The organism is Streptomyces sp. Ru73 (genome assembly GCF_002920575.1).
GTDB lineage: Bacteria > Actinomycetota > Actinomycetes > Streptomycetales > Streptomycetaceae > Streptomyces.
Genome location: NZ_PQSQ01000034.1, coordinates 46673 through 67111 on the forward strand (window position 1 = coordinate 46673; position 20439 = coordinate 67111).

19 protein-coding genes and 1 pseudogene are annotated in these 20439 nt (G+C 73.1%); 5 read left to right on the plus strand and 15 right to left on the minus strand.

All coding sequences use genetic code 11. The features are described 5' to 3' along the window. Positions 1–69: 69 nt before the first annotated feature. Genes C3486_RS17075 through C3486_RS17085 form a run of 3 tightly spaced genes read right to left on the minus strand, consistent with a single transcriptional unit; the run spans position 70 to position 2899 of the window. Positions 70–1248, minus strand: coding sequence for a dipeptidase (locus C3486_RS17075; RefSeq protein ID WP_103833565.1), 1179 nt, complete (start codon positions 1246–1248; stop codon positions 70–72). After that, positions 1245–1784, minus strand: coding sequence for a 5-(carboxyamino)imidazole ribonucleotide mutase (gene purE / locus C3486_RS17080; RefSeq protein WP_103833566.1), 540 nt, complete (start codon positions 1782–1784; stop codon positions 1245–1247). The genes C3486_RS17075 and purE overlap by 4 nt, the downstream gene beginning before the upstream one ends. Beyond that, on the minus strand, positions 1781–2899 hold the full coding sequence (locus tag C3486_RS17085; RefSeq protein ID WP_258052827.1) for a 5-(carboxyamino)imidazole ribonucleotide synthase: 1119 nt from the start codon (positions 2897–2899) through the stop codon (positions 1781–1783). Before C3486_RS17085 ends, purE begins: the two co-directional genes overlap by 4 nt. 157 nt (positions 2900–3056) lie before the next feature. Here C3486_RS17085 and C3486_RS17090 point away from each other — a divergent pair, with 157 nt between their 5' ends. Together C3486_RS17090 and C3486_RS17095 are read left to right on the plus strand one after the other, a co-directional pair. Continuing rightward, on the plus strand, positions 3057–3500 hold the full coding sequence (locus tag C3486_RS17090; protein ID WP_103833568.1) for a protease inhibitor I42 family protein: 444 nt from the start codon (positions 3057–3059) through the stop codon (positions 3498–3500). 152 nt (positions 3501–3652) lie between these two features. Further along, positions 3653–4174, plus strand: coding sequence for a GtrA family protein (locus C3486_RS17095; RefSeq protein WP_103833569.1), 522 nt, complete (start codon positions 3653–3655; stop codon positions 4172–4174). A gap of 33 nt (positions 4175–4207) precedes the next feature. Here the strand turns inward: C3486_RS17095 and C3486_RS17100 are convergent, their stop codons facing one another. Both C3486_RS17100 and C3486_RS17105 read right to left on the minus strand, forming a co-directional pair. Next, on the minus strand, positions 4208–5497 hold the full coding sequence (locus tag C3486_RS17100) for an ATP-binding protein (RefSeq protein ID WP_103833570.1): 1290 nt from the start codon (positions 5495–5497) through the stop codon (positions 4208–4210). 41 nt (positions 5498–5538) lie between these two features. Continuing rightward, positions 5539–6219, minus strand: a complete 681-nt coding sequence (locus C3486_RS17105; protein WP_030265943.1) for a response regulator transcription factor — start codon at positions 6217–6219, stop codon at positions 5539–5541. A 440-nt stretch (positions 6220–6659) separates the two neighbouring features. Between C3486_RS17105 and C3486_RS17110 the strand changes: the two genes are divergently transcribed. Together C3486_RS17110 and C3486_RS17115 are read left to right on the plus strand one after the other, a co-directional pair. Further along, a complete protein-coding gene (locus tag C3486_RS17110; protein ID WP_103833571.1) occupies positions 6660–8183 on the plus strand; it encodes a peptide MFS transporter in 1524 nt (507 codons plus the stop codon). A 132-nt stretch (positions 8184–8315) separates the two neighbouring features. Then, positions 8316–9278, plus strand: coding sequence for an alpha/beta hydrolase (locus C3486_RS17115; protein ID WP_103833572.1), 963 nt, complete (start codon positions 8316–8318; stop codon positions 9276–9278). Between the two features lie 66 nt (positions 9279–9344). Here C3486_RS17115 and C3486_RS17120 read toward each other — a convergent pair whose 3' ends face one another. The 6 genes from C3486_RS17120 to C3486_RS17145 form a co-directional block, all read right to left on the minus strand. Next, positions 9345–10814, minus strand: a complete 1470-nt coding sequence (locus C3486_RS17120) for a hypothetical protein (protein ID WP_103833573.1) — start codon at positions 10812–10814, stop codon at positions 9345–9347. Then, positions 10814–11881, minus strand: a complete 1068-nt coding sequence (locus C3486_RS17125) for a hypothetical protein (protein WP_258052823.1) — start codon at positions 11879–11881, stop codon at positions 10814–10816. Before C3486_RS17125 ends, C3486_RS17120 begins: the two co-directional genes overlap by 1 nt. Further along, positions 11878–12777: a hypothetical protein gene (locus C3486_RS17130; RefSeq protein WP_103833574.1), complete on the minus strand. Its 900-nt coding sequence runs from the start codon at positions 12775–12777 to the stop codon at positions 11878–11880. Before C3486_RS17130 ends, C3486_RS17125 begins: the two co-directional genes overlap by 4 nt. Positions 12778–12831: 54 nt before the next feature. Then, positions 12832–13518 (minus strand): LPXTG cell wall anchor domain-containing protein, encoded by a 687-nt coding sequence (locus tag C3486_RS17135; protein WP_103833575.1) that lies wholly within the window; start codon positions 13516–13518, stop codon positions 12832–12834. 231 nt (positions 13519–13749) lie between these two features. Then, on the minus strand, positions 13750–14250 hold the full coding sequence (locus C3486_RS17140; protein ID WP_103833576.1) for an ATP-binding protein: 501 nt from the start codon (positions 14248–14250) through the stop codon (positions 13750–13752). A gap of 195 nt (positions 14251–14445) precedes the next feature. Further along, entirely contained in the window at positions 14446–14817 is a 372-nt protein-coding gene (locus C3486_RS17145; protein WP_103833577.1) for an STAS domain-containing protein, read from the minus strand. A gap of 382 nt (positions 14818–15199) precedes the next feature. Between C3486_RS17145 and C3486_RS17150 the strand changes: the two genes are divergently transcribed. Further along, positions 15200–16012: an RNA polymerase sigma factor SigF gene (locus C3486_RS17150; RefSeq protein ID WP_374936883.1), complete on the plus strand. Its 813-nt coding sequence runs from the start codon at positions 15200–15202 to the stop codon at positions 16010–16012. A gap of 142 nt (positions 16013–16154) precedes the next feature. Here C3486_RS17150 and hutI read toward each other — a convergent pair whose 3' ends face one another. The 4 genes and pseudogenes from hutI to C3486_RS17170 form a co-directional block, all read right to left on the minus strand. Further along, positions 16155–17324: an imidazolonepropionase gene (gene hutI / locus C3486_RS17155; RefSeq protein WP_103833578.1), complete on the minus strand. Its 1170-nt coding sequence runs from the start codon at positions 17322–17324 to the stop codon at positions 16155–16157. 134 nt (positions 17325–17458) lie between these two features. After that, positions 17459–18799: a formimidoylglutamate deiminase gene (locus C3486_RS17160; RefSeq protein WP_374936884.1), complete on the minus strand. Its 1341-nt coding sequence runs from the start codon at positions 18797–18799 to the stop codon at positions 17459–17461. Beyond that, positions 18796–19983: an allantoate amidohydrolase gene (locus tag C3486_RS17165; RefSeq protein ID WP_103833580.1), complete on the minus strand. Its 1188-nt coding sequence runs from the start codon at positions 19981–19983 to the stop codon at positions 18796–18798. The genes C3486_RS17160 and C3486_RS17165 overlap by 4 nt, the downstream gene beginning before the upstream one ends. A gap of 17 nt (positions 19984–20000) precedes the next feature. Further along, positions 20001–20439 (minus strand): annotated as a pseudogene (locus tag C3486_RS17170) (urocanate hydratase); the annotation flags it as partial.

The window sequence follows — 20439 nt, forward strand, 5'->3', positions numbered from 1 at the left end:
GGCCGACACCCCCGGCGAATGGGTCAGTTCGCGCGGCTGCCCGCGCCCCGGCCGGGACCTGACCGGTCCTCAGCCGTCCAGCTGCTCGATCGTCGCGTTCGACGGGCCGCGCCGCTCCTGGAGGCCGCGGGCCACGTCCTCCGCGTCGCGGAGCGTACGGACCGCGTTCTGCCAGGTGAGCTTGGCGAGGTCGGCCTCGGACCACTTGCGGTCCAGCAGCTCCGCGATCAGGTTCGGGTAGCCCGCGACGTCGGCGAGGCCGTCCGGGGTGAAAGCGGTGCCGTCGTAGTCGCCGCCGATGCCGATGTGGTCGACGCCGGCGACCTCGCGCATGTGGTCGAGGTGGTCGGCGACGGTGGCGGCGGTGGCCACCGGGCGCGGGTGCGCCGCCTCGAAGGCGCGCTGCACCTTCATGCCGGCCTCGGTGGTGTCCAGGTGGTGCAGGCCGTGCGCGCGCATGTTCTCGTCGGCGCGCCTGGTCCACTCCCCGGCCTCGGGCAGCACGAACTTCGGCACGAAGGTGGCCATCGCGACGCCGCCGTTGGCGGGCAGCTGGGCCAGCACGTCGTCGGGGATGTTGCGCGGGTGGTCGCAGACGGCGCGCGCCGAGGAGTGCGAGAAGACCACCGGCGCCTCGCTGACCCGCAGCGCGTCCCGCATGGTGTCGGCGGAGACGTGGCTGAGGTCGACGAGCATGCCGAGCCGGTTCATCTCCCGGACGACCTCCTCGCCGAAGGCGGTGAGGCCGCCGTGGCGCGGCTCGTCGGTCGCCGAGTCGGCCCAGGCGATGGTGTCGTTGTGGGTCAGCGTCAGGTAGCGCACGCCGAGCGCGTACAGGGCGCGCAGGGTGGCCAGCGAGCAGTGGATGGAGTGGCCGCCCTCGGCGCCCATGAGGGAAGCGATCCTCCCCTCGGCGCGGGCGGCCTCCATGTCGTCGGCGGTGAGCGCGCGCCGCAGGTCGCCCGGGTAACGGTCGATCAGCTGCCGTACGCAGTCGACCTGCTCCAGGGTGGCGCTGACCGCCCGGTCGCCGTCGTAGTCCGAGCGCACGTACACCGACCAGAACTGCGCGCCGACGCCGCCCGCGCGCAGCCGGGGGATGTCGGTGTGCAGGTGCGCGGACTGGTCGGCCGCGATGTCGCGCCGGTCCAGGTCGTAGCGGACCTGCTCGCGCAGCGCCCAGGGCAGGTCGTTGTGGCCGTCGACGACGGGCCAGCGGGCCAGCAGCTCCCGGGCCGCCTCGCTCACTTGCCGCCCCCGAAGCCGAAGCCCTCGTTGCCCGCGACCTTGTTCCGCAGCCGCTTGCCCTTCTCGGTGGCCTGGTCGTTCAGCTCCTGCTGGAATTCGCGCATCCGCTCCTGCAGCTCCGCGTCGTGCGCGGCCAGCATCCGGGCGGCGAGCAGCCCCGCGTTGCGGGCGCCGCCGACGGAGACCGTGGCGACCGGCACGCCGGCCGGCATCTGCACGATGGAGAGCAGCGAGTCCATGCCGTCGAGGTACTTCAGCGGCACGGGCACGCCGATGACCGGCAGCGGGGTGACCGAGGCCAGCATGCCCGGCAGGTGAGCGGCTCCCCCGGCGCCCGCGATGATCGCCTTCAGACCGCGGCCCGCGGCCTCCTCGCCGTACGCGACCATCTCGCGCGGCATGCGGTGCGCGGAGACGACGTCGACCTCGTAGGGGATGCCGAACTCGTCGAGGGCCTGGGCCGCGGCCTCCATGACGGGCCAGTCGGAGTCCGAGCCCATGACGATGCCGACCAGGGGGGAGCTGCTCTCGCTCATTCGGTGATCGTTCCTCGCAGGTAGCCGGCGGCGTGCGCGGCGCGCTCGCGCACGTCGGCCAGGTCGTCGCCGTAGGTGTTGACGTGCCCGACCTTACGGCCCGGCTTCACGTCCTTGCCGTACATGTGGATCTTCAGCTGCGGGTCCCGTGCCATGCAGTGCAGGTACGCGCTGTACATGTCGGGGTAGTCGCCGCCGAGCACGTTGGCCATCACGGTCCACTCGGCGCGCGGGCGCGGGTCGCCCAGCGGCAGGTCCAGGACCGCGCGGACGTGGTTGGCGAACTGCGAGGTGACGGCGCCGTCCTGGGTCCAGTGGCCGGAGTTGTGCGGGCGCATGGCCAGCTCGTTGACCAGGATGCGGCCGTCGGCGGTCTCGAAGAGCTCGACCGCGAGGTGCCCGACGACGTCCAGCTCCTTGGCGATGCGCAGCGCCAGCTCCTGGGCCTGTGCCGACAGCTCCTCGGAGAGGCCGGGCGCGGGCGCGATCACCGTGTCGCAGACGCCGTCGACCTGGATGGACTCCACGACCGGGTACGCGACGGCCTGGCCGTGCGGGGAACGAACGATGTTGGCGGCCAGCTCGCGGGTGAAGTCGACCTTCTCCTCGGCGAGAACCGGCACCCCGGCGCGGAACGGCTCCTCGGCGTCCTTGGAGGATCGTACGACCCATACGCCCTTGCCGTCGTAGCCCCCGCGGACGGTCTTGAGGATGACCGGGAAACCGTCACCCTCCGCCGCGAAGGCCGCCACGTCCGCCGGGTCCGAGACGATGCGGTGGCGCGGGCACGGCGCACCGATCTCGGTGAGCTTCGCCCGCATCACGCCCTTGTCCTGGGCGTGCACCAGCGCGTCCGGGCCGGGGCGCACGGGGATGCCGTCCGCCTCCAGGGCCCGTAGGTGCTCGGTGGGAACGTGCTCGTGGTCGAAAGTGATCACGTCGCAGCCGCGCGCGAACGCGCGCAGGGTCTCCAGGTCGCGGTAGTCGCCGACGACGACGTCGCCGACGACCTGCGCAGCGGAGTCCTGCGGGGTGTCACTGAGGAGCTTGAACCTGATGCCGAGGGGGATGCCTGCCTCGTGGGTCATACGAGCCAGCTGTCCGCCGCCGACCATGCCGACTACCGGAAACGTCACGTCTTCAGGGTATCCGCTCCGGCCGACCGTTCCCGGCCACCCCTTGGAGGATCCTCCGACACCGGACATTCCGCACCTCTGTACGAGCCGCCACCGGACGGTAGGCTCATCGCACGCGCGGACCGGGGGAGGACGCATGGAGGGCACCGACGGCATATCGACGCCGTCCCGCAGGATCGGCATAGCGGTCGCGGTGACCGCCCTCCTGGTGGCCGTGTACTCCCTGATCGCCGTGCTCACCGCGGGCCCCGAGGTGTACGGGCCGCAGGACACCGTCATCTCCGTCTCGCCCGGGGAGCGCTTCGTCATAGAGCTGGACGACAACCCCAGCACCGGCTACCGCTGGAGCATCGAGTCCCCGGCGCCCGACCCGGACGTCCTCAAGCCGGCCGGCAGCCACTACGACGCCGACGAGCCGGTGGTGACCGGCTCCGGCGGCACCCGCTACCTGGAGTTCCAGGCGGTCCGCGCGGGCCGCACCGAGCTGGCCCTGCGGCACTGCTTCCAGTGCGGCACCGGGCAGGCCGACCCGGACCGCGGCGGCGAGCAGCTCGCCTTCCGCGTCACGGTGACCGACTGACGGACCGCGGTGACGGGCCGGTCACCGCCCGTCCGGGGTGGCGCGAGGGCCACGGGCGGGCGGCAGGCGCGCTGGTTAGCATGAGTGGGCGGCGGGGCCGCCGACCACGGCCCGCCGGACACGACGCCGTCACGGGGAGCTGAGCCACCACCATGTCTGGACGGAGCGCGCTGCGCTCGCGGCTTCGGCTGCTGACCCGTGAGATCGTGAAGTTCGGCGCGGTCGGCGGGGCCGGCGTGCTGGTCAACCTCGTGGTCTTCAACCTCGTACGGCACACCACCGAGCTGCCCGTGGTGCGGGCCGGGATCGTGGCCACGGTCGTCGCGATCCTCTTCAACTACGTCGGCTTCCGCTACTTCACCTACCGGGACCGGGACAAGAGCGGCCGCACCAAGGAACTGGCGCTCTTCGTCTTCTTCAGCGCGGTCGGCCTGGTGATCGAGAACGGCATCCTCTACGCCGCGACGTACTGGTGCGGCTGGAACACCCCGCTGCAGAACAACGTCTTCAAGTTCCTCGGCATCGGCATCGCCACGCTCTTCCGCTTCTGGTCCTACCGCTCCTGGGTCTTCAAGGCGCTGCCGGCCCGGGAGGCCGTGGAGACCGCCGAGGGTTTCCTCGCGGACTCCGAGGACGCCCCGGCCGGCGCGTCCCGGCGCGGCCCGCGCGCGTAAGGGAACCGGCCGCAGCCCGGGCGGGCCCTCGGCTCAGCGCGGCCCGGAGGCCGGACCTCGCTCGTCCACGGCACCGCCCGGCCCGTACTGCTCGGACTCCCGGCTGAGGAAGAGCGCGAAGACCGGCGGCTCCTGCTGGAGCAGCTCCAGCCGGCCGCCGTCCGCCTCCGCCAGGTCCCGGGCGACCGCGAGGCCGAGGCCCGTGGAGTTCCGGCCGCTCACCGTCCGCTCGAAGACCCGGGAGCCCAGGTCGGGCGGTACGCCGGGGCCGGCGTCGGTGACCTCCACGACGGCCTGGTTGCCGGTGACCCGGGTACGCAGCGCCACCGTGCCGTCACCGTGCATCAGCGCGTTCTCGATGAGCGTGGCGAGCACCTGGGCCACAGCGCCGGGCGTGCCCACCGCCCGCAGGTGCTTCTTGCCGGAGCGGACGATGGCCCGGCCGGCGCTGCGGTAGGCGGGCCGCCACTCCTCGATCTGCTGCTTGACGACCTCGTCCAGGTCGAAGGCGACGGCCGAGCCCGAGCGCGGGTCGCGGGAGTTCGTCAGCAGCCGCTGGACGACGTCGCTCAGCCGGTCGACCTGGCCCAGGGCGATCGTCGCCTCCTCCTTCACCGTCTCCGGGTCGTCGGTGAGGGTGATCTCCTCCAGCCGCATGGACAGCGCGGTCAGCGGCGTACGGAGCTGGTGGGAGGCGTCCGCGGCGAGCCGGCGCTCGGCGGTGAGCATCCGCGCGATCCGCTCGGCCGAGGCGTCCAGCACGTCCGCGACCCGGTCCAGCTCCTGCACGCCGTAGCGGCGGTGGCGCGGCCGGGGGTCGCCGGAGCCGAGGCGCTCGGCGGTCTCGGCGAGGTCGGTGAGCGGCGCGGTCAGCTTGCGGGCCTGGCGCACGGCGAGGACCACGGCGGCGAGGACGGCCAGCGCGGCGACCGCCAGGATGATCAGCAGGGTCCGGCCGATCTCGGCGCTGACCGCCGAGCGGGGCTCCTCGACGGTGACGGTCTCGCCCCGCTCGCCGTGCACGGTGGTGGCGATGACATCGCCCGAGGGCCGGTCCCCGATCTCCACCGGCGGATGGCCCGGCACGTCGATCAGGGCGTACCGGTCGGTGGTGATCTGCTCCGAGAGCACCTCGGCGGTGATCTTCTCGCCGCCGCTCAGCCGGCTCTCCACCATGCCCACCAGCCGTACCGCCTCGGCGCCCACGCTCTCCCGGGCGCCCGCCTGGATGGTGCGGGTCTCCACGATGACGAGCGAGACGCCGAAGACGGCGATCACGACGAGCACCACGGCGAGCGTGGAGTTGATCAGTCGGCGGCGCACGGTGCCCTCCGGGCAGGGTGGGGGAGGCTGCTGTGGTGGCTTCAGCTCTTCTCGAACCGGAAGCCCACGCCGCGCACGGTGGCGATGTAGCGCGGGTTGGCCGCGTCGTCGCCGAGCTTCTTGCGGAGCCAGGAGATGTGCATGTCGAGCGTCTTCGTCGAGGACCACCAGGTGGTGTCCCAGACCTCGCGCATCAGCTGGTCGCGGGTCACCACCCGGCCGGCGTCCCGCACCAGCACCCGGAGCAGGTCGAACTCCTTCGCGGTGAGCTGCAGTTCCTCCTCGCCCATCCAGGCGCGGTGGGACTCCACGTCGATCCGTACGCCGTGGGTGGCCGGCGGCTGCTGGGGCTCGGCGGTCGTGCCGCGGCGGAGCAGCGCCCGCACCCGCGCGAGCAGCTCGGCCAGCCGGAAGGGCTTGGTGACGTAGTCGTCGGCGCCGGCGTCCAGGCCGACCACGGTGTCCACCTCGTCCGCGCGGGCGGTGAGGACCAGGATCGGGAAGGAGTGGCCTTCGTTGCGCAGCCGGCGGGCGACCTCCAGGCCGTCCATGCCGGGCAGGCCCAGGTCGAGCACGAGCAGGTCGATGTTGCCCTGCAGACCGGCGTCGAGCGCCGTGGGCCCGTCCTCACGCACCTCGACTTCGTAACCCTCACGGCGGAGTGCGCGGGCCAGCGGCTCCGAGATGGACGCGTCGTCCTCGGCGAGCAGTACACGGGTCATGGCCCGATGGTAGTCCGACAGGTCACGGCCCCGATGCCCCTCCGGGGGTCCTCGGGTGAGCCCGGGGGTGCGCCTCCCGGTTCCCGGCCCGTGGTGTGACCGTTGTCTCACTGTCACCAACCTCAGCTACGCGCGTCGTACAGTGGCTGGAACGTCCGTCGTACAACCCGGGACCTTGGCGCTCATGTGACGTCACGGTCCCTGTTGTGTGCGGGGCCGGCACGACCGGGCCCGCGGGCAAATGACCTCCTAGACCGGGTCCATCGCACATACACGGGGGCGTGGATTCCGGTGTACGGCCGTCCTGTCGATTCCTCTCTCCACAGTGGTGTCGCACCTCCCTACCGGGCGTGGGAAGGCGGACGGCACTGCGCCGGTGCCGGTCAGCCGACCCGGGCGCGCAGCCCCACCTGTGCGTCCCGATCACCCAAGGATCGACCATGGCGTCCAGCCTGACGAAGGATTCCCCCGGGCAGGGGACCCCTGCCGGCGGCAAGACCTTCTTCGGCCACCCCCGCGGACTGGCCACCCTGTTCATGACCGAGATGTGGGAGCGCTTCAGCTTCTACGGCATGCGGGCCCTGCTGACGATCTACCTGTTGTCCGGCGGTCCGGACGGATCGGGCATCCGCGAGGGCGGTCTCGGGTTCAACGCGGCCACCACCACGGCCATCTACTCCATCTACATGGCGATGGTCTACCTGCTGGCCATGCCCGGCGGCTGGCTCGCCGACCGTGTCTGGGGCCCGCGCAAGACGGTCGCCATCGCGGCGTCGATCATCATGCTCGGCCACCTCTCGCTGGCCGGCCCGGGCCAGGGCTTCTTCTTCGCCGGCCTGGCGCTGGTGGCGCTCGGCTCCGGTCTGCTGAAGGCCAACATCTCCACGATGGTCGGCCACCTCTACGACGGGCCGAACGACCCCCGTCGCGACGGCGGCTTCACGATCTTCTACATCGGCATCAACGTCGGTGCCTTCCTCGCGCCGCTCGTCATCGGCACCGTCGGTGAGAGCCACAACTGGCACCTGGGCTTCGCGCTCGCCGCCATCGGCATGGGCCTGGGCCTGCTCCAGTTCCTGCTGGGCACCAAGCACCTCAGCCCGGAGAGCAACAAGGTCCCCACGCCGCTCTCCGCCGAGGAGCGCAACTCCTGGCTGCGCAAGGGCCTGACCTGGCTGATCATCGCCGTCGTCTTCTACGGCGTGGTCGCCTTCACCGGTCACTTCACCCTGAACTGGGCGATGATCCCGCTGGGCGTGCTCGGCATCCTCATCCCGGCCGCCGTGCTGTTCCGCATCAAGCGGGACCGGGAGCTGTCCCGCGACGACCAGAGCAAGGTGTCCGCGTACATCTGGTTCTTCATCGCCGCCGCGGCCTTCTGGATGATCTACGACCAGGGCGGCTCCACCGTCCAGGCGTTCGGCACCACCAAGACCTCCGGCGAGCTGTTCGGGCTCTCCTTCCCGACCACCTGGTTCCAGTCGCTGAACCCGATCTTCGTCATGGCGCTGGCCCCGGTCTTCGCCTGGCTGTGGCTGTGGCTGAACCGGAAGGGCAAGGAGCCCAGCACGATCCTGAAGTTCGCCGCCGGCCTGTTCCTCATCGGCGTCTCGTTCTTCTTCTTCCTGCTGCCGCTGGCCGTCGCCTCCGACGGCACGAAGGTCAGCCCGATGTGGGTGCTCGGCATCTACTTCATCCAGACCATCGGTGAGCTGTGCCTCTCCCCCGTCGGCCTGTCGCTGACGACGAAGATGGCGCCGGTGAAGTACGCCAGCCAGATGATGGGCATCTGGTTCCTCGCGAACACCGCGGGCGACTCCGTCACCAGCCTGCTGTCCATCGGCAACGTCGACATGAGCGGCTCGCGCGCGGTCCTCATCGAGGCCATCCTCGCCGCCCTCGCGGGCTTCGCGGTCTACATGTTCCGCAAGCAGGTCCGCGCCCGCATGGGCGAGATCCACTGACGGACCCCCGCTCGCAGCGGATTCAGGGCCCCGGCGCCACGGCGCGCCGGGGCCCTTTCGCGTGTGCCGCCGTTCGGGTGGGGCGCCCGGCGGCCCGGGAGAGCCCCGGCGCGGTGCGGTAACGATCGGCGTATGCGCCGAGGGAGTGTGTGGGCCGGGGTCTGCGGGGTGCTGGCCGTCGTGTGTCTGACGGCGGCGCCGCAGGCCGGGCGGGCCGCTGCGGCACAGCGCGGGCAGCCGGCGGCGGAGGCGCAGCGCGGCGCCGACCCGTACGTGGGGACGTATGCGTACGGCACGGGGAAGCGGCAGACCATCGGGGTCTACCGGGCCGCCGGCCAGGACGTCCGGCCGGCGGTGATGATCCTGCACGGCGGGTACTGGGCGCAGGACTCCGACTGGAGCGGCTGGGCACGGAAGCTGGCCGACCGCGGCTTCGTCGTCTTCGACGTGGACTACCGGCTGAACACCGACGCGCCCTGGCCCGCGCAGCGCACCGACGCGCTCACCGCGCTGCGCTGGATCCACGCCCAGACCGCCCGCTTCCGCGCCGATCCCCGGCGGATCGTGCTGCTCGGCTCGTCGGCGGGCGGCCAGATCGCGGCGAACACCGCGGAGTACGCAGCCGGCACCGCCTACCGGCCGGCCGGGGTGGTCGCGCTGTCGCCGGTCGCCGATCCGTACCTGGCGTGGCGGGACGGCGCCCGCGCCGGTGCCTCGGCCGAGCAGCGCCGGCTGCGGCGCGAGGCGCAGAAGCTCGCGGGATGCGACCCGAAGGCCAAGAAGGCGCCGGCGGTGGCGGCGGCCGGGTGCCGGGCCGTGTGGGACGACATGGCCGCACGCACCTGGGCGCCCGGCGGACCGAAGCGGCCCGGCGGGCCCGGGATGCCGATGCTGCTGCTGCACTTCGCGCACGACTTCGTCCCCGTGGCGCACTCGCGGAGCCTGGCGAAGGCCGAGCCAGCGGCCACGGTGTCGGTCGTGCCCGGGACGGGCCACGGCATGACGGCGCTCACCCGCCCGGAGACCGAGCGCCGGGTGGTGAACTGGCTGCTGGCCAGGACGGAGCGGGCGGCGGACCGCGCGGCGCGCCCGTAGGCACACCGCCCGGCCCCGCCGGCCGGCCCGTGGCGCGGCCGCGCGCCGCCGCCCCGTCCCGGTCGCTCAGCGCCGCAGGTAGCGGCGCGGCATGAAGGTGAAGACGGCGCCGCCGAGCAGGATCACGGTGCCGGCGGCCAGCCCGAGCGCCTGCAGGCCGCCGTGGTCGGCAGCCCCGGTGTCGGCGAGGCCGCCGGCGCCGCCCGCGGAGCCCGCGGCACCGCCGCTGCCCGTGCCGCCGCCGCTCGCGTCACCGCCGCTGGTTCCTCCGGAGCCGGTGCCGCCGCTCGCGCCGCCCGGCTGGGCACTGGTGTCCAGTTCCAGCGAGACGCCCGGGTCCTTCTCCGGCGTGCAGGTCGTCGTCGTACCCATGGCCTTGACCGTCAGGACGCCGGGCGTGAGCGTGGCCTTGCCGCTGGCGCCGGGCTTGTACGTGCCCTTGAGGTCGGGGATCTCGATGGGGTCGCCGGACTTGATCTCCTTCTTGTTGGCCGGGCCCTCGACGTGCACCGTGCCCTTGTCGGCGCCGCCCAGCTTCACCTCCATCGTCGGCTTGACCGAGTCCTTGGGGATGTCCGCCGGGCTGTCCATCACGGACTTGGCGAACTTCACGGTCAGGTCGAAGGCGCCGCCCTTCTTGGTGCCGTTGATCTGCACCGGCGAGGTGGCCTTCTTGTCCCCGATCGGCGTCTTGCAGGCGTACGGGACGTCGACCTGCTTGCCCTTGTACGCGGTGCCGTCGGGGTCGCCGTTGCCGCCGCCGGAGCCGCCGCCCGTGCTCCCGCCCGACGCTCCGGAGACACCGCCGGAGGACGAACCCCCGGTGCCCGAGCCGCCGGTGTCCGATCCGCCGGAGGACGACCCGCCGGAGGACGACCCGCCGGACGTCGACGTACCGCCCGAGCCGGACCCGCCCGAGGCCGAGCCGCCCGACGAGGACCCGCCCGACGAGCCGCTGCCGTCCGTGACCTTGATCGTGAGGGCCGGCTTCACCTTCTCCTTCGGCGTGCACTTGGTGTCCGTCGAGACCGGCTTGTTGACGTTGATCGTGTACGCGCCCGGGGTCAGCGTGACCTCCCCCGGCTTCTCCAGCTTCAGCCTGCCCGTCATGTCGGACAGCGCCATCGGGCTGTTCTTCGGTATCGGCGGGTTCTGCCGCAGGCCCTTCATGGCGATCTCACCGGCCTGCGCGCCGGCCGCCGTCAGCACCCCGGTCGGCAGCACGGTGTCCTTGCCAAGGTCCAGTACGTCCGGGTTCTTCGACGCAGCCGTGACCGTCTTCCACACCACCTCGACCGTGTCGCCCACCTTCGCCGTGGCCGGCGCGCTGATCTCGACCTCGGTCGTGCCCCGCACCGGGTCCAGGCCCGAGATGGGCGGCGGGACGCACTCGGTCGCGTACGACACCGCGCTCGCGGCGGCCGGCAGGCCCGGTACCGGGTCCGCCGCCGCTGCCGTGCCGGACACCGCCAGCAGCCCCGCGCCCGCGAGCATCAGCGCGCTGCCGGCCGCGGCCGCTCTCCTCCGTTGCCTCATCACGAAGTACCTTTCGACGTCGGTCGCTCGGTGGATGTGGTGATGGACGGTGCGGTGTCCGGGGTGAACCAGGGCAGGGCGCGCGGTGCCGTGCCGTCGGCGGGTACCGCCCCGGGCGCCGGGCCGCGCGGCCTGACCTTGTCGACGATCGCCATGCCGACGCGGAAGACCGCGGCCGGCACGACGACGCACAGCAGGATCCAGAAGAGGGTCACGCCCCACGGCCGGCTGACCTGCCACGGCTGCTCGGCCAGCACCTTCCCGCCGTACTTCACGGCGACCGTGTAGTCGCCGTGCGCGCCGGCCGCCAGCTCGACCGGCACTGTGACCCGGGCCTTCCGCCCGGCCGGGATGGTGCCCCGCCACTGCTGGTCCTCCCACTGCGGGGCGAGGACGCCGTGCCCGGTGCCGACCCGGAAGACCGGGTTCTTCGCGGGGTCGGTGCCGAGGTTGCCGACCGTGAGCACCAGCTCCCGCTGCGGGGGCGCGCCGAACCAGGTCAGCAGGTTCGAGCTGCCGCGCAGCCGGGCCGGGGCCAGGACGGCCAGCCGGCCGCCGCCGGTCCGCTCGGGCAGCGGGGCCACCGGATGCCCCGCGACGGTGAACGGCGCGTCGGCCGCGGCGCTCCGGCCGGTCACGGTGGCCACGTGGACGACGCACGGGCACGGCTTCGGCGGTTCGGCGACCGGCAGCCGCGCGTGGAAGCGGCCGTCCTTGCCGGTGGTGACGGCGCGGCCGTCGGCGTTGGCGCAGGCGTTGGTCCCGCCGATCATGTTCTGGCCGCAGATCACCAGGGTGAGCAGGGCCTTCGGCCGCCAGCCGGTGCCGGTCACGGTGATCGAGCCACCCTTGCCCGCCTGCCGCTGGGAGAGCTGCACGGCGGGCTTGCCGCCGTCGCCGTCCGCCGCCCGTGCCGTACCGGCCAGGGGCGGTACGACGAGCCCGGCGGCGAGGGCCAGCGCGGCGACGGCCGACGCCCGGCGGCCCGCCCCTCGCCGCCGGGCGGCCGTACCGGTGCCGGCCGGCCGCCGGACCGCCGCCGGCCGTCCGTCGCGTACGCCGCTCATGCCGGCACCCCCGTCGCCAACTCCCGCCCCGCGTCCGCCTCTTGGTCCGGCGTGGCGGCCCCGGCCGCGCGCCGCCGCCGCAGGTACCAGCCGCCTGCAGCGGCGCCTGCCCCGGCGCACAGCAGGCCCAGCGCGCCCCACGGCACCGCCGTGTACGTCGCGCGGGCCGTGCCGTGCGCGCCGCCCGCCGCCGTGGCGGTGACCGTCAGGTCCACGGAGTCCAGCGCGGGCGGGTCCTGCCAGGTCTCGGTACGGGTGATCCGGCGGCCCGGCGGCAGCCCGTCGGGGAGCCGGTGCGCCGTGCGGCGCAGCGCGCTGCCGAGCAGCCCGTCCGCGCGGACCGCGACCCGCGGGTCCAGCGTGGTGTTGCCGCGGTTGACCAGGTCGTACCGGACGACGGCCGTACCGCCGCGGTCCGCGACGGAGACGTTCTCCACGGTGAGGGCCGCCAGCGTGGGCCCGGCGACCCGCAGGTGGACCGGTACGGAAGCGGTCCGCGCGCCCGGGCCCGTGTCCCGTACGGCGAGCGCGGCCGGGTGGTCGCCGGGCAGCGCGTCGCGCGGCACCGTGACCGTGAACGGCACCTCGGCGCGGGTGCGCGGCGGCACCTGCACCGTCCGCGCCGCGGTGACGAGCCAGGCACCGGACCCCGACCCGCCGCGGCCGGCGGCGCGCAGGGTGAACGTCCGGGCTCTGTCACCGGAGTTGGTGAGCGCGAGCCGGTCGGTGAGCACGCTGCCGGGGCCGCCCTCCAGGTAGAAGTACGGGCGCGCGTGCGTTCCCGCGGGCGCCGCGAACCGCCCGCCGTCCGCTGCGGCGGACGGCGGCGCGCAGGGCAGCGCGGCGACGGTCAGCGCGGCCGCTCCCGCGGCGGCGGCACGGATACGGCAGGGCATCGGCGGCTCCCGGTGCTGGTACGGGCTCGTCGTCCTCGTGCGGCGCCCGGCGCGTCAGGCGCGCTGCTGCCGGCGGCGGGTCAGCCAGAGCGTGCCGGCGGCCCCGGCGAGCAGCACGGTGCCGCCGAGGGTGCCCAGCGCCACGGCGTCGTCGGCGGGCCCGGTCTGCGGCAGCTCGCCGCCGGACGGTGCCGACGAGCCGCCGCTCCCCTTGACGTCCAGGGAGAGCGCGGGCTTGGGGTTGTTGCTGGGCGTGCAGGTGGTGGTCGTGCCCATCGCCTTGATGGTGAGCGTGGAGGCCGTGAAGGTGACCTTGCCGCTCTTCTTCGGCGTGTACGTCCCGCTCAAGTCGCTGATCTTGATGGGGGTGTTGGCGGGGATCGCCTTGTCGTTGGGCGGCCCGGACACCGGTACGTCTCCGCTCTCGGCGCCGCCGAGCTTGATGAGCGCGCTGGGCTTCATCGCGCCCTTGCCCAGCTCGATGGGGCTGGAGGAGACGCCCTTCTGGAAGGACATCACGAGCTTGTAGCCGTCGCCGGACTCGGTGGACTTGATGTCGATGGGCGAGACGGCGCCCTTGTTGCCGATCGGCGTCTTGCACTGGTAGTTGACGTCGACGACCTCGGCGTGCGCGGCGGGGGCCGCGAGCATCACCGACGTCGCCGCGGTGAGCAGCACGGCGGCCGCCGGTCCGGCCGGGCCCGTGCGGCGCCGGCTGCGCTGGGCGTTGAAGCGGGCCACCTCGATCTCCCCTTCTTCCGGTGAGCGCACCGCCGGACGTAACTGACGGCACATCAGATTGGGCGTCAAGGTACGCCGGGGGCCCTGGAGAGGGAAGAGAGAGCGCAGAAGGGAAGCGCGGAGCCCGCCTGCCGGCAGAAGAAAACCGCCCCCGCCGGAACGGCGTGAGCGGTGCAGTGCGGGTGAGGTGACGAAGGCGGCGATCCGGTACCGGTACCACCGCCCACTTCGCTACGAGGGCGCGGCCAGCTCCGCCCAGACGGTCTTGCCGGCCCCGTCGGGATTGCGGACGACGCCCCAGTCCAGGCAGAGCCGCTGGACGATGAACATGCCGTGGCCGCCGGGGCGGCCGGCGCGGTGCGGGGTGCGCGGCGCCGGCGAGCCCGCCCCGAGGTCGGTGACCTCCAGGCGCAGCATCTTGGCGTTGCAGCGCAGCCGCAGTTCCTCCGGGCCCTCGGCGTGCAGGCAGGCGTTGGTGACCAGCTCCGACACGACGAGCAGGACGTCCTCGGCGGCAGCGCGCTGATCGGCGCCCGCGGCCGGCAGCCAGCCCCAGTCGTGCAGCGCCTGCCGGGCGAAGTCACGGGCACGAGCGACAGCGCCACGGGCGCCCGCGAGGCGCAGCCTGCGGACCTGACCGGCCGGAGCGGTGGTGGCCGGGGTGGCGGCGGCGCCGGCGTTCCCCTGGTCCGGGCCCAGATCGCCCGGCGGGTACGGCCGGGTGGTGCTCATCAGCGCTTCACCTCACCGATTCGCCTTTTCACGGATGACGGATACCTGACGGGTTCAAAAAGATTCAGATGTCTCCTGCCCGGCCGGACCGTGAGAACACCCACTTCTTGGGGACGGAAGTTGTGACGGACCCAACGCGACCGGAATCGGCCCTTCCGCAGACCTTCCGTCACAGCCGCCCCCTGAGCATCCGGCTCAGTCGGCGGCCAGCGCCGCGTCGACCGTGTCGTGCACGGTGAAGACCGCGTCCGCGCCGGTGATCTCGAAGACCCGGGCCACCACCGGCTGCATCGCCGCCAGGTGCACCCCGCCGCCTTCCGCCTCCACCTTCAGACGGGCCCCGAGCAGGACGTTCAGCCCCGTGGAATCCATGAACTCCAGTTGCGAACAGTCCACGACCAATCGCACAAAGCCATCGGCAACACAGCCCTCGAGCGACTCGCGCAACAACTCCGCGGTGTGGTGATCCAGCTCACCCGCCGCGGTGACGACCGCACTGGCGCCGTGCTGGCGGACCCCGACGTGGAGCCGTCCCCGGCTTGCACTGCCGACCGTCCCACGGTCCATGCGCGCGCACCCCTCTTGCTGTCTCGGCGTCTGATTCTGCTTACGACTGCGCACGTCGAAGCCTACGCCTTAGATACGCAGGCTGGTACCCGAACAATACGCGTACTTACACGAATACGGACAACACGCACTTGCCTTCTTCAGGTGAAGGCGGGTAGGCGTAGAAGGAACACATTCGAAACAGCCGGCTTTGGAGGCGCCGCAGACCGCAGCTTCACGTACAGGCATCGGCAGCCATATGCCGAGAACGATGGAGGACACCATGTCACCCCGGCTCGACGAAGTGCGCACCGACCACACCACGGACAACGCGTCGTCGACACCCCTGTCCGAACAGATCCCTGCCCAGCACCTGCCGATCGATGCCACCGGATTCGACGGAATGCCGGAGATCGACGGCCTGCCCGAGATCCCGCCCTACGACGAGGTCGGACCGGTCGACGCCCGGGCGCTCTCCAAGACGCTCTTCCGGCGGCTGGAGACCCTGGAAGAGGGCACGCACGAGTACGCGTACGTCCGCAACACCCTGGTCGAGCTCAACCTCGCCCTGGTGAAGTTCGCGGCCTCCCGGTTCCGCTCCCGCAGCGAGCCCATGGAGGACATCGTCCAGGTCGGCACCATAGGCCTGATCAAGGCGATCGACCGCTTCGAACTGGACCGCGGAGTAGAGTTCCCCACTTTCGCCATGCCGACGATCGTCGGCGAGATCAAGCGTTTCTTCCGCGACACCAGCTGGTCGGTACGGGTCCCGCGGCGCCTGCAGGAGCTGCGCCTGGACCTGGCCAAGGCCGGTGACGAGCTGGCGCAGAAGCTCGACCGCGCACCCACCGTGAGCGAGCTGGCCGAGCGCCTGTCCATCACCAAGGACGAGGTCGTCGAGGGGATGGCCGCGAGCAACGCGTACACCGCGAGCTCGCTGGACGCCCAGCCCGAGGAGGACGACACCGAGGGCGCGCTGGCGGACCGGATCGGCTACGAGGACCACGGGCTCGAGGGCATCGAGTACGTCGAGTCCCTGAAGCCGCTGATCGCGGAGCTCCCGCCGCGCGATCGCAAGATCCTCTCCCTCCGCTTCGTCGCGAACATGACGCAGTCGGAGATCGGCGAGGAGCTGGGCATCTCGCAGATGCACGTCTCCCGCCTGCTGTCCCGCACCTTGGTCCGGCTCCGCAAGGGCCTGATGATCGAGGAGTGAGCGACCGCGGTCACGGCGCCCGTACGCCGGACCGCGCGGAGGAGGGCCGGCCCCGAGCACCTCGGGGCGGGCCCCCTTTCGCTTTTCCGGGCCGTTCGGCCGGGGCGGGCACCCTTTCCGCGCCCCGGCCGCCCGGAGCGCCTCAGACGGCGCGTACGCCCGCGCGCCAGACCTCCGTGACCAGGGGCACACCCGGGCGGTAGGCGAGGTGGACGTGCGAGGGGGCGTCCAGGAGCGCGAGGTCGGCGCGGGCGCCGGGGGTGAGACGGCCCACATCGGTGCGGCGCAGGGCCTGCGCGCCGCCGGCCGTGGCCGACCAGATCGCCTCGTCGGGCGTCATCTTCATGTCGCGGACGGCGAGCGCGATGCAGAACGGCATCGAGGACGTGAAGGACGAGCCGGGGTTGCAGTCCGTGGAGAGCGCGACCGTGGCTCCCGCGTCCAGCAGACGGCGCGCGTCGGGCCACTCGGCGCGGGTGGAGAACTCCGCGCCGGGCAGCAGCGTGGCCACGGTGTTGCCCTGGGCCAGCGCGTCCACGTCCGCGTCCGTGAGGTGCGTGCAGTGGTCGGCGGAGGCCGCGTCCAGCTCCACGCCCAGCTGCACGCCGGGCCCGTAGGAGAGCTGGTTGGCGTGGATGCGGGGCAGCAGGCCGCGCTCCTTGCCCGCCGTGAGGATCGCGCGGGCCTGGTCGCCGTCGAAGGCGCCCTTCTCGCAGAACACGTCGATCCAGCGCGCGTGCGGAGCGCAGGCGTCCAGCATCGGGCCGGTGACGAGGCTCACGTACCCGGCCGGGTCCTCGGCGTAGTCCGGCGAGACGATGTGCGCGCCGAGGTAGGTGACCTCGTCGGTGTGCGCGGCCGCGATGCGCAGCGCGCGGGCCTCGTCCTCGACGGTGAGGCCGTACCCGGACTTGGTCTCGAAGGTCGTGGTGCCCTGGCGCAGCGCCTCCGCCATGTAGTGCGCGACGTTCGCGGACAGCTCCTCGTCGGTGGCGGCCCGGGTCGCGGCCACCGTCGTGCGGATGCCGCCGGCCGAGTAGGCGCGCCCCGACATCCGGGCGTTGAACTCCTGCGTGCGGTCGCCGCCGAAGACCAGGTGGGAGTGGGAGTCGACGAAGCCGGGGATGGCGGCCCTGCCGCCCGCGTCGTGGACGGTGTCGGCGGCCGGCGCGCTGCCGCTGGGCCCCACCCAGGCGACGCGGTCGCCCTCGAAGACGACGGCGGCGTCCTCGATCAGGCCGATCGGGCCGGCGCCGAGCGAGGGATCGTTGGTGACCAGGCTGCCGATGTGCGTGATGGCGGTGGACGACATGGCGTGGGAGGTTCCTCTCGGATGGTGTTCCGGTGCCCGCGCGGCACCGGTCGTGCGCGGTCCCGTACGTGTCGCGGGCTCGGTACGTGCCGAGGCCCCGCACCCCCCGGTGGGGAGCACGGGGCCCGGCGTGGTCAGGCGCGCAGCGCGTCGATCGCGGCGGCCAGCGCGGCGGGGACGTCGGGGACGAGGGTGTGCTCGCCGTCCCGGACGACCTGGCGGCCGCCGACGACGGTGTGCCGCACGTCGGCGCCGGTGGCCGCGAAGACGGCGGTCTCCGCGCCGAGCCGGGGCAGCGGTCCGGCGGTGCGGACGGTGTCCAGCGCGATCGTGGTGAAGTCGGCGAGCGCGCCGGCCCGCAGCGCGCCCGCTTCGTCCCAGCCGAGCGCCCGGTGGCCGTCGGCCGACGCGGCGCGCAGCAGCGCGGCGGCGGTCCAGTGGCCCCGCGTACGGGTGCGCAGCCGCTCGTTCAGCTCCATCCCGCGCGCCTCTTCGAACAGGTCGATGACGGCGTGGCTGTCGCTGCCCAGCGAGAGCGGGGAGCCCGCCTCCTGGACGGCGACGGCCGGGCCGATGCCGTCGGCGAGGTCCCGTTCGGTGGTGGGGCACATGCACACGCCGGTGCCCGAGCCGCCGAGCAGCCGGATGTCCTCGTCGGTGAGGTGCGTGGCGTGCACGGCCGTGGTGCGGGGCCCGAGCACACCGTGGTCGGCGAGCAGCCGGGTCGGGGTGCAGCCGTGCGCGGCCTGGCACGCGTCGTTCTCGGCGGTCTGCTCGGAGAGGTGGACGTGCAGCGGGGCCTCGCGGTCCTGGGCCCACCGCGCGACCGTACGGAGCTGATCCGCGGGCACGGCGCGTACGGAGTGCACGGCGGCGCCGATGCGGGCGTGCGCGCGGCCCTCCTTGAGCTGCCCGGCGCGCTCGGCCCAGCCCTGCGCGTCGCCGTCGCTGAACCGCAGCTGCTGCCGGTTGGGCGGCTCGCCGAAGCCCGACGACAGGTACGCGGTGTCCAGCAGCGTGATGCGGATGCCCGCTTCCTCCGCGGCGGCGATCAGCGCCTCGCCCATCGCGTTCGGGTCGGCGTAGCGCTCGCCGCCGGGCGCGTGGTGCAGGTAGTGGAACTCCCCGACGCAGGTGATCCCGGCGAGCGCCATCTCCGCGTACACCGCGCGGGCCAGCGCGTGGTAGCTGTCCGGCGTGAGCTGCGCGGCGGTCGTGTACATCACCTCGCGCCAGGTCCAGAACGTGCCGGAACCCACCTGCACGGTGCCGCGCAGCGCGCGGTGGAAGGCGTGCGAGTGCGCGTTGGCCAGGCCCGGGAGGGTCAGTCCGCGCAGTATTTCCGCGCCGGGCGGCGGCGCCTCGATGCCGGTGCGGACGGCGGTGATCCGCCCCTCACCGGTCTCCACGACCACTCCCGGCTCGACATTCGTGCCGAGCCAGGCGTGCTCCAGCCAGTACGTCGTCGGCGTCAGCTGCACGCCAAACCCTCCAGTACGTCGGCGAGTGCGCGGACCCCCGCGACGCAGTCGTCCTCCGCCGCGTGCTCGGCGGGCGAGTGCGAGACGCCGGTGGGGTTGCGTACGAACAGCATGGCGGTCGGGACAGTGGCGGACAAAATACCCGCGTCGTGTCCCGCGCCCGTCGGCAGCACCGGTACGCCGCCGAGCATCTTGGCGAGCCGGTCGCGCAGGTCGTGCGCGAACTCCACGACCGGCGTGAAGGACTCCCGGGTGACGCTCACGTCCACCCCGTCGGTCCGGGCCCGCTCGGCCGCGGCCCGCTCGATCCCGCCGACCACCGCGTCCAGCGTCTCCTGGTCGGCGGCGCGCGAGTCCAGCCAGCCGCGTACCAGCGACGGGATGGCGTTCACGCCGTTGGGCTCGACGCCGACCTTGCCGAAGGTGGCCAGCGCGCCGTGCCGCGCGGCCTGCTCGCGCGCGGCGAGCACGGTCTGCGCGTAGGTGAGCATCGGGTCGCGGCGGTCCTCCAGGCGCGTCGTGCCCGCGTGGTTGGCCTCGCCGCTGAAGTCGAACCGCCAGCGGCCGTGCGGCCAGATCGCGGACGCGACGCCCACGGGGTCGCCGGAGAGGTCGAGCGCGCGGCCCTGCTCCACGTGCAGCTCGACGAACGCGCCGATGCGGGCGAGCCGCTCGTCGTCGGCGCCGATGGCCTCCGGGTCGTACCCGGCCCGCTCCATGGCCTGCGGAAGGCTGATCCCGTCGGCGTCCGTCAGCTGATGGGCCTTCTCCACGGTCAGCTGTCCGGCCGCGAGCCGGGACCCGACGCAGGCGAGCCCGAAGCGGGCACCCTCCTCGTCACCGAAGTTGGTGATCGCCAGCGGCCGGGTGAACACGGCTCCGCGGTCCCGGAGTTCGTCCAGCGCCGCGAAGGAGGACACCACGCCGAGCGGCCCGTCGAAGGCGCCGCCGTCCGGCACGGAGTCCAGGTGCGACCCGGTGACCACGGCGTCCCCGGCGTCCGGGTCGCCGAGCCAGGCCCACTGGTTGCCGTTCCTGTCCACCTCGTACGTCAGCCCGCGGGCTTCGGCCTGCGCCCGGAACCAGGCCCGGCAGTCGGCGTCGGCGCCGGTCCAGGCGTAGCGGCGGTAGCCCGTGCTGCCGGCGTCCCGGCCGAGGGGCAGCAGGTCCCGCCACATTTCGAGGAACGAAGTGCTCACTGGTCGCCGCCCTCGCGCATCGGGACGCGGACGCCGCGCTCGGCCGCGACGGACTCGGCGATGTCGTATCCGGCGTCCACGTGCCGGATGACACCCATCCCCGGGTCATTGGTCAGCACCCGGCGCACCTTCTCCCCCGCCAGCTTGGTGCCGTCCGCAACCGACACCTGACCCGCGTGAATGGAGCGGCCCATGCCCACGCCACCGCCGTGGTGGATCGACACCCAGGAGGCGCCCGAGGCGACGTTGACCATGGCGTTCAGCAGCGGCCAGTCCGCGATCGCATCCGAGCCATCGAGCATCGCCTCGGTCTCCCGGTAGGGGGAGGCCACCGAGCCGCAGTCCAGGTGATCCCGGCCGATCGCCAGCGGCGCGGCCAGCTCGCCGGAGGCGACCATGTCGTTGAAGCGCTCCCCGGCCTTGTCCCGCTCGCCG

What these genes read in the sequence shown, in the direction of transcription:
- C3486_RS17120 (WP_103833573.1), bottom strand. Translation starts at nt 10,814, where the DNA reads ATGAGGCAACGGAGGAGAGCGGCCGCGGCCGGCAGCGCGCTGATGCTC.
- C3486_RS17110 (WP_103833571.1), top strand. Translation starts at nt 6,660, where the DNA reads ATGGCGTCCAGCCTGACGAAGGATTCCCCCGGGCAGGGGACCCCTGCC.
- C3486_RS17115 (WP_103833572.1), top strand. Translation starts at nt 8,316, where the DNA reads ATGCGCCGAGGGAGTGTGTGGGCCGGGGTCTGCGGGGTGCTGGCCGTC.
- C3486_RS17125 (WP_258052823.1), bottom strand. Translation starts at nt 11,881, where the DNA reads ATGAGCGGCGTACGCGACGGACGGCCGGCGGCGGTCCGGCGGCCGGCC.
- C3486_RS17090 (WP_103833568.1), top strand. Translation starts at nt 3,057, where the DNA reads ATGGAGGGCACCGACGGCATATCGACGCCGTCCCGCAGGATCGGCATA.
- C3486_RS17130 (WP_103833574.1), bottom strand. Translation starts at nt 12,777, where the DNA reads ATGCCCTGCCGTATCCGTGCCGCCGCCGCGGGAGCGGCCGCGCTGACC.
- C3486_RS17145 (WP_103833577.1), bottom strand. Translation starts at nt 14,817, where the DNA reads ATGGACCGTGGGACGGTCGGCAGTGCAAGCCGGGGACGGCTCCACGTC.
- C3486_RS17140 (WP_103833576.1), bottom strand. Translation starts at nt 14,250, where the DNA reads ATGAGCACCACCCGGCCGTACCCGCCGGGCGATCTGGGCCCGGACCAG.
- C3486_RS17105 (WP_030265943.1), bottom strand. Translation starts at nt 6,219, where the DNA reads ATGACCCGTGTACTGCTCGCCGAGGACGACGCGTCCATCTCGGAGCCG.
- C3486_RS17095 (WP_103833569.1), top strand. Translation starts at nt 3,653, where the DNA reads ATGTCTGGACGGAGCGCGCTGCGCTCGCGGCTTCGGCTGCTGACCCGT.
- C3486_RS17085 (WP_258052827.1), bottom strand. Translation starts at nt 2,899, where the DNA reads ATGGTCGGCGGCGGACAGCTGGCTCGTATGACCCACGAGGCAGGCATC.
- C3486_RS17165 (WP_103833580.1), bottom strand. Translation starts at nt 19,983, where the DNA reads ATGTGGCGGGACCTGCTGCCCCTCGGCCGGGACGCCGGCAGCACGGGC.
- hutI (WP_103833578.1), bottom strand. Translation starts at nt 17,324, where the DNA reads ATGTCGTCCACCGCCATCACGCACATCGGCAGCCTGGTCACCAACGAT.
- C3486_RS17150 (WP_374936883.1), top strand. Translation starts at nt 15,200, where the DNA reads ATGCCGGAGATCGACGGCCTGCCCGAGATCCCGCCCTACGACGAGGTC.
- purE (WP_103833566.1), bottom strand. Translation starts at nt 1,784, where the DNA reads ATGAGCGAGAGCAGCTCCCCCCTGGTCGGCATCGTCATGGGCTCGGAC.